The organism is Massilibacteroides vaginae, from assembly GCF_900178525.1.
Classification (GTDB): Bacteria; Bacteroidota; Bacteroidia; order Bacteroidales; family Tannerellaceae; genus Massilibacteroides; species Massilibacteroides vaginae.
Genome location: NZ_FXDJ01000008.1, coordinates 718,977 through 731,087 on the forward strand (window position 1 = coordinate 718,977; position 12,111 = coordinate 731,087).

The window sequence follows — 12,111 nt, forward strand, 5'->3', positions numbered from 1 at the left end:
ACGATTATGAGCAGCGGTAGATTAAAAATGAAGTTAATGGGGTTGATTACCTTTATTAATGCGATTATCGGTATCACGTTAGGAGGTTTACTATACACAATTTGGCCATCCGAATATTTCGATTGGTATCCGTCTATTCCGGTATTCTACTGGTTGATGGCTATGCTGATGACTTTCTTCCTCGATCATGTGAAACGAAAACGAGGCGATGTCACCATTGTAACATATATGATAGTCCGGCTGTGCAAAATTGTACTTGCGCTCATATTCCTTTGGCTATACGCCGCGATGATCGGCAAAAACCTGAAAGCGTTCGGGTTTACAATGATGTTGTTTTATTTCATCTACCTCATGCTGGAAACCTATACAATGTATCTGTATGAGAAGAAAAGAATGAAAACTGAGAAAAAAGAAAAAGATGAACAGAATACAAAATAAATACCTCTTGGGGGTTATCTTTCTGCTTTTCATCTGTATCAGCATGCCGGCCAAAGCGTCGGTCGCAGGCGACGAACCGGAAAAGATAAATGTGCAAGAGATCGTATTTTCGCATATACAGGATGCGTACACTTGGCATATCGCCGAATGGGATGGCCGGGAAATTTCGCTGCCGCTTCCAATTCTGGTGAGAAGTGAAGCGCGTGGATGGGATTTATTCCTCTCCTCACAGTTGCATCATGGGAAAATATATCACAATTACTATATAGCAGAAGAGGGTGATTATGCCGGAAAGGTTGTGGAGAGAAACAGCAGCGGAGAGGAGGTTAAACCACTGGACCTGTCGCTGACCAAAAACGCAGCCGGTCTGTTGTTCAGTTGCTGTATATTGCTTTTCATCGTACTGCGTACAGCACGCTGGTATAAAAAACATCCCGGTAAAGCTCCGGGCGGATTCACCGGATTAATGGAAATGGTCATTCTGTTTATTCATGAAAAAGTGATCAAGGAGGGAATTGGTAAAGAGTATCGGCCTTTCTCTTCATATCTGCTGACGGTCTTTTTCTTTATCCTGATCAACAACCTGATTGGTCTTATTCCGATATTTCCCGGAGGGGCTAACATCACAGGCAATATTACGATCACGGCTGTATTGGCTCTATGTACTTTCCTGGCGGTAAATCTATTTGCTACCAAGGAATACTGGAAAGAGATTTTTTGGCCGAATACGCCTATCTTCTTGAAATTACCTTTGCCAATCATGCCATTTGTGGAGTTCTTCGGTGTATTTACAAAGCCCTTCGCCCTGATGATCCGTCTGTTTGCCAATATTATGGCAGGGCATACAATCATTCTGGCGCTGACTTGTCTGATATTTATCACCGCTTCAATGGGGCTTATTATCAACAGCACAATGATAGTCGTTTCTGTACTGTTCACTATATTTATGAACTGTCTCGAACTGTTGGTGGCTTGTTTACAGGCTTATATATTCACTCTACTGTCGGCCAACTATATAGGAATGGCCAAGATCAGAGAATAAATAAACAAATTGATTTAAAATAAGGTTACTAATTCTTTTTAAATATTGAAATTATTATGTTATCAGCAATTTTATTACAAGCAGCGACAGCCGGTATGGGCATCGCAAAACTGGGAGCAACCGTGGGTGCAGGATTAGCCGCGATCGGCGCAGGTATAGGCATCGGAATGATCGGGAAAGGAGCCGTTGAGGGAATCAGCCGTCAGCCATCAGCTGCCGGAGATATTCGTACGTCTATGCTTATCATGGGCGCGTTGGTAGAGGGTGTTGCTCTCTTTGCTGTGGTGGTGTGTTTCCTGGCTTTATTTCAATAAAAACAAATAAGCTATGTCATTGCTCACACCAGACATAGGGCTTTTATTCTGGATGATCCTGTCTTTCGGAATCGTCTTTGCCATTCTTTCCAAGTATGGTTTTCCGGTCATAATCAAGGCTATAGAACAACGGAAAGAATACATCGACCAGTCCCTCGAGGCGGCACGTCAGGCAAACGATCAGCTTGCCGGTATTCAGGCCGAAGGAGAAAAGATGCTTACGCAGGCAAGAGAGCGACAGAATATAATTCTGAAAGAAGCCCTGGCTGAAAAAGAACGAATTATCAGCGAAGCCCGACAAAAGGCCTCAGCTGAAACGCTCTTGCAACAGGAAGAGGCTACCCGGCGCATCCGGGAGGAAAAGGACAAAGCGATCCGCGAAGTCCGATCCGAAATAGCCGACTTATCTGTAGCTATTGCGGAGAAAGTTATGAATGAGAAAATCAGCCGTACCGATGAACAGGAAAAGATCATCAACGGGCTGCTTGACAAAGTTTCGTTTAGTAAATCATAATATATGGATGCAGGTACAATCTCTTCCCGGTACGCGAAAGCGCTCCTTTCGCTTGCAAAAGAGAAGGGAGAGGAAACACGGGTATATGAGGATATGAAGATGTTGGCCATCAGTTTCGAGAATGAGGCGGGCATGAAGACAGTCGTGGATAATCCGATCTTCCCCGAAGAGGAGAAAGTAAAACTACTGACAACGGCCGCCGGTTTGCACGTGTGTGAGTTGTTTACCCGCTTTATCCGCCTGGTGTTGAAGCACAAAAGGGAGAATTTGTTATCTCTTATGACACACAACTATATCCATAGGTATCGGAAAGACAAAAAGATCACCCGGATATTGTTTAAGACACCGGTTCCGGCGAACGAAGCAACCCGCAAACTTCTGAAGCAACAGCTGCAGAAAGAGACCGGTGAAACGATTGAGTTCACAGGTGTAGTCAGGCCGGAGCTGATTGGTGGATTTGTCCTTTTTATCGACAATATCCGAATCGACGCCAGTTACGCCAGACAACTCCGGGAGATTAGAAACAAGCTGATCGAACGACATTAAAAAAGAAGAACAACTATGACAGATCTGATAAAAGTAAGTGAAGTTTCCGCCATATTACGCCAGCAGCTGGAAGGTATCAAAACAAGTATCCGGTTGGAAGAAGTGGGTACCGTCCTTCAGGTAAGCGACGGGGTAGCGCGCATCTACGGGCTGGATAATGCCGAAGCCAACGAACTGTTGGAGTTCGACAACGGCATGGAAGCGATCGTTATGAATCTGGAAGAGGACAACGTGGGAGCCGTATTGCTCGGACCGACCGACCAGGTGAAGGAGGGTGATACCGTAAAACGTACCCGCCGTATCGCGTCTATCGATGTAAGTGAAAGCATGATCGGTCGTGTGATCGACCCGTTGGGCAACCCTATCGACGGGAAAGGCGGGATTGTTGGAAAGAAATACCAGATGCCACTGGAGCGGAAAGCACCGGGCGTTATTTTCCGTCAGCCGGTCAACGAGCCGTTGCAGACTGGGATCAAGGCGGTAGATGCCATGATACCTATCGGACGCGGTCAGCGTGAATTAATCATCGGCGACCGTCAGACCGGCAAGACCTCCATCGCGATCGATACCATTATTAACCAACGCCCTAATTACGAGGCCGGCACTCCGGTGTATTGTATCTACGTAGCGATCGGACAAAAGGGTTCAACTGTTGCCTCTTTGGTCAACACACTCCAGGAGAAAGGGGCTATGGACTACACGATCGTTGTCAGTGCCACTGCTTCTGACCCGGCAGCCATGCAATACTTCGCTCCCTTTGCAGGAGCGGCTATCGGCGAATATTTCCGTGACAGCGGACGACATGCCCTGGTTGTTTACGACGACCTCTCCAAACAGGCTGTTGCCTACCGTGAGGTGTCGCTGATCCTGCGCCGCCCTTCCGGACGCGAGGCCTATCCGGGTGATATCTTCTACCTTCACTCCCGCTTGCTCGAACGTGCGGCGAAAATCATCAACCAACAGGAAGTGGCCTGCAAGATGAACGACCTGCCGGACAGTATGAAAGAGATTGTAAAAGGTGGTGGTTCGCTGACTGCCCTGCCAATTATCGAAACACAGGCAGGCGACGTTTCGGCCTATATCCCGACCAACGTGATTTCTATAACCGACGGACAGATATTTCTGGAGACAGACCTATTTAACCAAGGAAATCGTCCGGCTATCAACGTCGGCATTTCTGTATCCCGTGTAGGAGGTAACGCCCAGCTGAAAGCGATGAAGAAGGTGGCCGGGACATTGAAGATAGACCAGGCACAATTCCGCGAACTCGAATCATTTACGAAGTTTGGTGGCGAGATGGATGCTATCACAGCCTTTACGATCAACAAGGGACAGAAAAACACTCAACTGCTCATACAGCCTCAGTACAGCCCGATGCCAGTAGAGCAACAGATAGCTATCCTGTATTGCGCAACCAAAGGCTTACTGAAAGAGGTGCCGTTAAAGCATGTGCACGATTTCGAAAACGCATACCTGCAAACATTGGTCACCAACCATCAGCGGGATGTATTGGACGTACTGAAATCGGGGGTGATAAACGACGAGGTCTGCCGCATTCTGGAGGAAACAGCCCACCAGGTAAGCGGAGCATACAAAGCAGATTGAATATAGAATTTGAATTATGGCATCACTGAAAGAGATAAAAATACGTCTCGCGTCGATTAGGAACACGCAGAAGATCACTTCTGCCATGAAGATGGTATCTTCTGCCAAACTACATCATACGCAGACGATTGTGGAACGTATGCTGGCATACGAGAGTAAGCTGAGCACGCTGTTGGAGGGAACTTTGGCAGCCGAAAGCGAACAGACTTCACCTTATGCCGCCTGCCGGGAGGTGAAGCAGGTGGCTATCGTTGCTTTCTCGTCCAACACAGGTCTGTGTGGTGCTTTCAATGCCAATATATGGAAGGAGCTCGCTACCCGCCTTCAACACTACAAGACGGAAGGTGTCGCTGTACGCCTCTACCCTGTCGGCAAAAAGATAGCCGACGAACTTCATAAAGCCGGATATCAGACAGACGACAGTTATCTGTCGATTGCCGACAAGCTGGATTACGAGGACGCCAGCAAGCTGGCTACCGCACTGATGACGCTTTACACCTCCGAAGAGGTAGATCGAGTGGAACTACTCTACCATCATTTCAAAAACAGGGCAGAGCAGATACTGACCGAAAAGGTATTCCTGCCGGTTACCCTGCCGGAGGTAGAATCGTCCGGCACATCGTTCAATTACATCCTCGAACCCTCATCCGAGGAGTTGCTGGCCCTGTTACTGCCGAAGGTACTTCACCTGCATATCTATACGACGCTGCTCGACACCGTTACGGCCGAACATGCCGCTCGTATGCTGGCCATGCAGATAGCCAACGACAATGCGAACGACCTGATCCAGGAGCTGACACTTCAATACAACAAAACCCGCCAGCAAGCCATTACCAACGAATTGCTGGATATCATGGGAGGGGCGGGATGATAGTTATTTGAAGAATCGCAAAGCGGTTTTTTTATCTTTTCATCTACACAATCAGAAGAGCTGGTTTAGTATCGCGGCCAATCTTAAGCCGGCACGTTGCAGTTGAAGCTCCACCGTTGATTTATATTTATAAGGATACGCATAGGATAGTTTATCTTCGTTCTTAACCGATGAGTATATCTCATTTGTGATTTGATACGTATCGAATAACCAATCCATTGCTGTACCTTTTTGTATTTCTTTTTTCTCTTTTGAAGAAATCCGGTTCAAAATAGCAGTGTATTCAGTATAACTATATCTTTCATTATTAATTAAATTCGAATCCCAGACTGCATGAATATTGGTTGGCGTTCCAAACCAGTAAACGGTTATTTTATTTCCTCCCAGATCCGCTTCACGACCAATATGCATCGGCTGATGTAAATCCCCTACCAAATGAATCAGGAAGTACAAAGCTTCCCGCTTTTCATCTGTTGCGGTGTTTTTATTTTTGATTACATCACACAATAACTGTATTTCGCTATAAACATTAGCTTGTTTCACATCATTCACCGCTTGCTCCATCTCTTGTTTCTGAAGATCTCCCGGAATATTCACATAATGCCATATATGCGTATGCGTCCATCGGTCGGTTGTATCCGATTTGATGTTATCCGCCCAAACAGACCAATAAGCCATAGGATAATTATCCAGCAACTTTGTAACCTGTTTATTCGCTTTTCTATTCAAATTACGCTGCGCGATTTCAGCGATAACACGATGCCCGGTTGGTCCCCATGCTTGCAGGTTAAGAGGGGAAAATCCCAAAATCAGGGAGAATATCCCCAATAATATTGTTCTCATTAGACTAATTATTTTAGGTGAAATTTATATGAATAGAAACGTACAAAATGATATTTACTTTAACAATCCCTGAACAGCGGTACTATCACCGTCATTCGGCGCAGGATCAAGCCCTAACAAAGTTGCCACCAACAGGTAAAGATTTACATTCGCCATTGTAGGTCTTTCCTCATTCTCTTTAAAAGAAGGACCCGCGGCATAAAAGATAGCTTCCATTTCCGGTGAGAAGTTATCATAGCCATGAGCACCACCCAGGATAGGGTAATCTTTTGCACGGAAGTGAAGCATAGTTCCAATATCCGGCATAACCACAAGTTCTCCAATACGGGGATGCGTTCCATACATATATTTGTCGGGAATCTCATGCTTACGCCAGGTGGTTACATGAGGAACGCGCTGAAGTATGGCATAAGCACTATCCACGTAAGTAGATTTCGGATACAACAGCGTAGGTACTCCTTCAAATATATAATCGAAGCTATCCCGTGGCAGGTAATTATTCAGATTCACATAGCTCTCCGGATAATAAGTAGCCATACCGTGATCAGACAAAACGATAAAATCTATTTGGGGAAAAATGTCTAACTTTCGTACTGCCGTAAAGAAATGATTCAAAACGCCATCTAAAGACTCTATCGTTTCTACAATAGCAGTGGAGTCGGGAGTTACCGCATGACCAACGCCATCCGGTTCTTCAATATACCACATCAATAAATGAGGGCGAACATCTTCGGGCAATTGCAGCCATGCAACTACAGAGTCGGCACGATCCGTAAAAGGAACCGTTTTGTCAAAACTCTTCCAGATAGAGGGCTGTATGCCTTGTATGGGTGCTTCTGTTCCTACCCAAAAGTACGAAGCAGATTTTACCCCTTGTTTCTCGGCGGTTACCCAAATTGGTTCGCCACCGTAAAAATCAGGATTTCCCACAGCTCTGCGATTTCCTATCCGATAAATACTATCCAGGTCGGGGGCATAAAATGAATTACTAACAAGTCCGTTATGATCCGGATGCAAACCGGTAGCCATTGCGTAATGATTCGGAAAAGTCAAGCTCGGGAAGCTCGGTCGGAAGCCGGCTTTCACACCTGCTTTAGCCAGCGAATCCAAGGTTGGCACTTTAGCCCGTCCGGGATAGTCTGACCTAAATCCATCTAACGAAAGCACAACAACGTACCGTTCCTGTTCTTTAGTACTCTGATAACTATAAATCAGTACGACAACAGAAAACAGTATGATAACAAATAAAATCAATGATATTTTTTTCATACGCTTAAGCTTATAATGATTAAAATTCATGTGATCTGATTGCTAAAAGCTTTCAGATCTATTTCGCAACATATCTGCAATGTCTCTATGTTTTTGCGCCAATTCTTCTTCGCCCATACCCGAATATGCTTCTGCCAGATATTCGTGCGCGGCGGCATGTTTTGGCTTTGCTTTGATCGCTATCGTAAAATCGGTCATTGCCTCTTCATGATTTTTCAATAACAGGTGACATTTACCCCGGTTATAGTGCGTTTTAAAAGCGTGTGGCTTTTGTTTTACAGCTTCATTTAAACAAACATGAGCATCATAAAGTTCTCCCATATCCAGTAAGGTCACTCCTTTCCTCACCCACGCGTCAGTAAACAAGGGATCTAACCTCAACGCTTTGTCAAAGCTTCTGAGCGCTGCCCTACTATCATGTGCTTGTGTAATACATTCATTCCCCATCAGGTAATACTCACGGGCATACTCTGAAAGGATTTTTTTACTCTCTTGCAGTTTGTCTTTCAAAGCCGTAATTTCATCCTGCTGACGATTTATTACACGCAACTTCCTACCAAGCAAGCGTCGAACCGGTTCTTTGTCTAATTCATTCCGCTTACTTACCGCGGCTCCGAAAGCCTGTGCGGCCTTGTCAACCTTTCCTTGCTTAAAAGCTTCGGTAGCCTGAGCGTATAACCGGTCGGCTTCTCCTTCGCGCAAACTCTTTTCTATCAACCGGTGATCGTTGAACTGCCGGCTGAATTCTTCAATCTCCTTCCTCACGAAAATATCATAGGGAGACAGTTTGCTTTTCAACACCAGCCCATCCAGACTTGTGCAGCGACTTAAAGCAACATAGGTTTGCCCTCCGGCAAATACACCCTTACTCAAATCAACTACAACCCGGCTAAACGTCAGTCCCTGACTTTTATGTATGGTAATAGCCCAGGCCAAACGAATCGGGAGTTGTTCAAATGTACCGATAATTTCTTCTTCGATTCGCTTTTCCTCTTCATTATATTTGTATTTATAATTCCGCCAGGAAGTACGTTCAACCAGATGCTCCGATCCATTTTCCAACAACACATATACATTACCCGTATCATCTATACCGGAAACACGTCCGATAGTACCGTTAACCCATCTTCGGTCCGGATCGTTATCAATAAAAATAACTTGTGCCTGATCTTTGATTGCCAGTTTTAGCTGCGTAGGCAAAGAACTTTCGGGAAAATCTCCATCTATCGTGCCCAAGGAGATAAACTCTTCTCCGGAGAGTTCCGCTAATTTTTTCTCATTAATAAAGTCTACCTGGTCGCGACGCGTTGCCAACGTAATAAACATATCTTCTTCCTGTGGTACAAACGAAGGGAAAACACGCTCATTCAATATCTTTAATTCTTCAGGACGAGCCGTATTGCTACGAATACGATCCAGAACATTAATAAACACAGGGTCATTTTGCCGGTAAACCTTTTGCAACTCTATCGGCACGAGATTAATTTCTCTAAACACATGGGCTGAAAAGAAAAAAGGGGTGGGATAAAAAAGGTTCAATATCTCGCGCTGATCAGAAGGAACAACAGGTTCCAATTGAAAAACATCGCCAACAAAAAGCAATTGTTTCCCACCGAAAGGCAAACGAGTGTTTTGAGAATAAATCCGCAAAATACGATCTATACAGTCTATAATATCAGCCCTTACCATCGATATTTCATCGATAATCACCAGCTCCACTTCAGCCAGTATTTTGCGGTGTTCCTTTCTGTATCTAAAGAAATCAAAAATACGCCCACCCTTTACACTCAAGTCCGGATCATCGGGCAAGATCGGGCGAAAAGGCAGTTTAAAGAAAGAATGCAACGTTACTCCTCCCGCATTAATAGCAGCTATGCCTGTCGGAGCAAGTACAACATGTTTTTTTTTGGTATGTTCGCAAATGTATTTCAGGAAAGTGGATTTGCCGGTGCCGGCTTTTCCGGTCAGAAAAACAGACTGACGTGTATAAGTTATCAGTTGCAATGCATCCTGAAACTCTTTATTATCCGTGTCGAGTACAAAATCCAATGGAATAGAATTCATTAACGGCTGATAAACAACCAGGCATCCTTATATTTATCTGTCTGACGAACAACGGAAAGATATGACTCCGCTTCTTCTCTATTATCAAACTTGTCTGAATACACACGTACCTTCTCTCCTTTTGCTACAAATCCAACATTTGGAGATAAAGTTCTATCTATTTGCGAAATAAATTTCCGGCTTGATTCCTCGTTCGGAAAACTACCGATTACAATATAATAGGTCTTTCCTGTTTTCCGCACAACGGGGGCAGGTTCCGGTAGAACAGTCGCTTCGGGCACAACCTCCGATTCTACAGATACAGCAGGAGTCGTTTCCTCCACAACACCCGGGTTCAGGTGCTCCGCCGGTTTATTGACCGTTACTTCAGAAGGAATAAAACTTGCCGTATAGGTCGATGGGTTAACATCCCTTATTGGAGTAGAAATTAAAAGTACAAAAGCAATTACCGCAGCTACTGCAGTGGCCACCCGGATTACACTTTTATTTATACCAATGTATATTTTGTCTTTTCTTTTGAGTTCGTCGGACGAGTATGCAGGAATAAACAAATCCTCCTCTTCCCGCTTAAGCAGTGACAGAGGCGTCAGGTAAAAAGAAGGCAAACCATAGGCACCTATACCCAGCTGGTTTTCTTCAGCCACAGTAAATACCAACTGTGCTTCATCCCCCAAACGCAAAGTACCGATGGCGCCCAGTTCTATCTGCCCGCAAGCATTAAGCCGTTGCAGCAATACTTCCACATCTTGACTCACCATTTCAGCGGCTTTGCTATAACCTACGGCATATTTTTTCATGTAGGCCTCCACCAACAAACCATCCTGATGATTAAGTGTACGATTAAACAACAGATCCTTACGCATCGGTCTGAAGATATGTTCCTCCGCAGAATATGAGGCCGGTACGGTTTGAAGCACAAAACCTCCAAGTTTAGGAACTATCACACAATCATGCGTCAATAACAGATGTTCAATATGAGCGATTATTCTTTGCATAATACAAAGATAAGCATCTATTCGAAATGATCGACTCCTACCAATTAAAAAAACCGTCAAGATCAATATCCTTTATAAAAAAAAACATAACCTTTATTTTTCCAAAAACATCCTTTATTTTTCCAAAAATAACCTTTATATTTTTACCCTTTATATATAATTGATAATCAACAACTTACAAAACCGCATCCGAAGAGTCGTTTTAACATTATTTTAACATTAAAATACAGTAATACCGAGTTTTAAAAACGTTATGTTAATATACCATCCTGAGGTAAAATAAAAAAATGGAAAAAATCAATGGGAATACGTATATTTGTGTTCGTTTTAACACCCATACGCTGCTCTGATTGATGCTTGAGGGCTGCCGATAAAAACAGTTTAAAATAGGATTGAAATGATTAAGAGAAACAGTTTAAGTTTTATTTCTTTTTTAGTATGTGTTTTTATTCTATCCGCTTGTAAGGGCAAAAGCTCTGAGGCCGGGGAGGATGGTTCTGTGAACAATAATCTGGTCAGGGCTTCTCAAACGCTTGATTCACTGTATCAACATTATGGAATAGCGGGAACGGAATTATTAAGGGAGACTTTTCCTTTCGACGATCAGCACAAAGCTACTTATTTAGCGTCGGAAGTACAGACCAATGTGCCAAATGCTTATTCGTATTTATGGCCTTACTCCGGCACGTTCTCGGCGGTTACTGTTTTGTTTGAATCAACAAAAGATGCTGCGTTCAAAAAAATACTTGACGAAAAGGTACTTATCGGGTTAGAGGCGTATTTTGACACTCAAAGACAGCCTTCCGCATACAGTTCATATATAAATGAGGCTCCGGTATCTGATCGGTTTTACGATGACAATGTTTGGTTGGGTATCGACTTTACCGATAGCTACATGCTGACAAACGAAAAGCGATATCTCGAGAAAGCAGAGTTGATCTGGAAGTTCATTCAAAGTGGTACAGACGATAATTTAGGTGGTGGTATTTACTGGTGCGAACAAAAAAAGGGATCAAAGAACACCTGTTCCAATGCGCCGGGTGCCGTATACGCGCTCAAGTTATTTATCGCGACAGGAGATAGCAGTTATTATCATCAGGGACTGAATTTATATAACTGGACGAAAAATAATCTTCAGGATACGGAAGACTATCTTTTCTATGACAATATCCGTATGGACGGTTCTGTTGAAAAGACAAAATATGCCTATAACAGCGGACAAATGATTCAGGCCGCATCAATTTTATATAAGCTGACAGAAAAGAAAGAATACCTTACCGACGCGCAGCAAATCGCAAAAGGTTGTTCTTCTTATTTCTTCGTTGATTTTACAGGAAAGGATCAAACTTCTTTCCGTTTGATAAAAAATGGCGACATTTGGTTTACGGCTGTTATGCTACGCGGGTTTGTGGAGCTATATACAATTGACAAAGACCGTACCTATTTAGATATGTTCAACAAAAGTCTGGATCAGGCGTGGAATACAATGCGTGATGATAACGGATTATTCAACACCGACTGGACAGGGCAAAAGAAAGACGATAAGAAATGGCTGCTTACACAGGCGGCAATAGTAGAAATGTATGCCAGACTGGCATTTTTATAAATTT

General features: G+C 43.9%; 12 protein-coding genes. 8 read left to right on the forward strand and 4 right to left on the reverse strand.

Annotated features, from left to right (window positions below):
* Positions 1-6: 6 nt before the first annotated feature.
* Genes B9Y81_RS08290 through B9Y81_RS08320 form a run of 7 tightly spaced genes read left to right on the forward strand, consistent with a single transcriptional unit; the run spans position 7 to position 5,330 of the window.
* Positions 7-438 carry a hypothetical protein gene (locus tag B9Y81_RS08290; protein WP_085536507.1) on the forward strand — a complete coding sequence of 144 codons (432 nt, stop codon included), beginning with the start codon at positions 7-9 and terminating at the stop codon, positions 436-438.
* Positions 419-1,480 (forward strand): F0F1 ATP synthase subunit A, encoded by a 1,062-nt coding sequence (gene atpB, locus B9Y81_RS08295; RefSeq protein WP_085536508.1) that lies wholly within the window; start codon positions 419-421, stop codon positions 1,478-1,480. Before B9Y81_RS08290 ends, atpB begins: the two co-directional genes overlap by 20 nt.
* A 56-nt stretch (positions 1,481-1,536) precedes the next feature.
* A complete protein-coding gene (atpE, locus tag B9Y81_RS08300; protein WP_085536509.1) occupies positions 1,537-1,794 on the forward strand; it encodes an ATP synthase F0 subunit C in 258 nt (85 codons plus the stop codon).
* Between the two features lie 13 nt (positions 1,795-1,807).
* A complete protein-coding gene (gene atpF / locus B9Y81_RS08305; RefSeq protein WP_085536510.1) occupies positions 1,808-2,308 on the forward strand; it encodes a F0F1 ATP synthase subunit B in 501 nt (166 codons plus the stop codon).
* 3 nt (positions 2,309-2,311) lie between these two features.
* Positions 2,312-2,854 carry a F0F1 ATP synthase subunit delta gene (locus B9Y81_RS08310; protein WP_085536511.1) on the forward strand — a complete coding sequence of 181 codons (543 nt, stop codon included), beginning with the start codon at positions 2,312-2,314 and terminating at the stop codon, positions 2,852-2,854.
* A gap of 15 nt (positions 2,855-2,869) precedes the next feature.
* On the forward strand, positions 2,870-4,459 hold the full coding sequence (gene atpA / locus B9Y81_RS08315) for a F0F1 ATP synthase subunit alpha (RefSeq protein ID WP_085536512.1): 1,590 nt from the start codon (positions 2,870-2,872) through the stop codon (positions 4,457-4,459).
* Between the two features lie 16 nt (positions 4,460-4,475).
* Entirely contained in the window at positions 4,476-5,330 is an 855-nt protein-coding gene (locus tag B9Y81_RS08320; protein WP_085536513.1) for a F0F1 ATP synthase subunit gamma, read from the forward strand.
* Positions 5,331-5,381: 51 nt separating this feature from the next.
* Here B9Y81_RS08320 and B9Y81_RS08325 read toward each other — a convergent pair whose 3' ends face one another.
* Genes B9Y81_RS08325 through B9Y81_RS08340 form a run of 4 tightly spaced genes read right to left on the reverse strand, consistent with a single transcriptional unit; the run spans position 5,382 to position 10,501 of the window.
* Complete coding sequence (locus B9Y81_RS08325; RefSeq protein ID WP_085536514.1) at positions 5,382-6,173, reverse strand: S1/P1 nuclease; 792 nt, start codon at positions 6,171-6,173, stop codon at positions 5,382-5,384.
* Positions 6,174-6,227: 54 nt separating this feature from the next.
* A complete protein-coding gene (locus B9Y81_RS08330; RefSeq protein ID WP_085536584.1) occupies positions 6,228-7,442 on the reverse strand; it encodes an alkaline phosphatase family protein in 1,215 nt (404 codons plus the stop codon).
* 42 nt (positions 7,443-7,484) lie between these two features.
* Positions 7,485-9,491, reverse strand: coding sequence for a tetratricopeptide repeat protein (locus B9Y81_RS08335; protein WP_085536585.1), 2,007 nt, complete (start codon positions 9,489-9,491; stop codon positions 7,485-7,487).
* A gap of 14 nt (positions 9,492-9,505) precedes the next feature.
* Entirely contained in the window at positions 9,506-10,501 is a 996-nt protein-coding gene (locus B9Y81_RS08340; RefSeq protein ID WP_085536515.1) for an HU domain-containing protein, read from the reverse strand.
* A 397-nt stretch (positions 10,502-10,898) separates the two neighbouring features.
* Here B9Y81_RS08340 and B9Y81_RS08345 point away from each other — a divergent pair, with 397 nt between their 5' ends.
* Positions 10,899-12,107, forward strand: coding sequence for a glycoside hydrolase family 76 protein (locus B9Y81_RS08345; RefSeq protein ID WP_085536516.1), 1,209 nt, complete (start codon positions 10,899-10,901; stop codon positions 12,105-12,107).
* Positions 12,108-12,111 lie beyond the last annotated feature (4 nt).

What these genes read in the sequence shown, in the direction of transcription:
- B9Y81_RS08290 (WP_085536507.1), top strand. Translation starts at nt 7, where the DNA reads ATGAGCAGCGGTAGATTAAAAATGAAGTTAATGGGGTTGATTACCTTT.
- atpB (WP_085536508.1), top strand. Translation starts at nt 419, where the DNA reads ATGAACAGAATACAAAATAAATACCTCTTGGGGGTTATCTTTCTGCTT.
- atpE (WP_085536509.1), top strand. Translation starts at nt 1,537, where the DNA reads ATGTTATCAGCAATTTTATTACAAGCAGCGACAGCCGGTATGGGCATC.
- atpF (WP_085536510.1), top strand. Translation starts at nt 1,808, where the DNA reads ATGTCATTGCTCACACCAGACATAGGGCTTTTATTCTGGATGATCCTG.
- B9Y81_RS08310 (WP_085536511.1), top strand. Translation starts at nt 2,312, where the DNA reads ATGGATGCAGGTACAATCTCTTCCCGGTACGCGAAAGCGCTCCTTTCG.
- atpA (WP_085536512.1), top strand. Translation starts at nt 2,870, where the DNA reads ATGACAGATCTGATAAAAGTAAGTGAAGTTTCCGCCATATTACGCCAG.
- B9Y81_RS08320 (WP_085536513.1), top strand. Translation starts at nt 4,476, where the DNA reads ATGGCATCACTGAAAGAGATAAAAATACGTCTCGCGTCGATTAGGAAC.
- B9Y81_RS08325 (WP_085536514.1), bottom strand. Translation starts at nt 6,173, where the DNA reads ATGAGAACAATATTATTGGGGATATTCTCCCTGATTTTGGGATTTTCC.
- B9Y81_RS08330 (WP_085536584.1), bottom strand. Translation starts at nt 7,442, where the DNA reads ATGAAAAAAATATCATTGATTTTATTTGTTATCATACTGTTTTCTGTT.
- B9Y81_RS08340 (WP_085536515.1), bottom strand. Translation starts at nt 10,501, where the DNA reads ATGCAAAGAATAATCGCTCATATTGAACATCTGTTATTGACGCATGAT.
- B9Y81_RS08345 (WP_085536516.1), top strand. Translation starts at nt 10,899, where the DNA reads ATGATTAAGAGAAACAGTTTAAGTTTTATTTCTTTTTTAGTATGTGTT.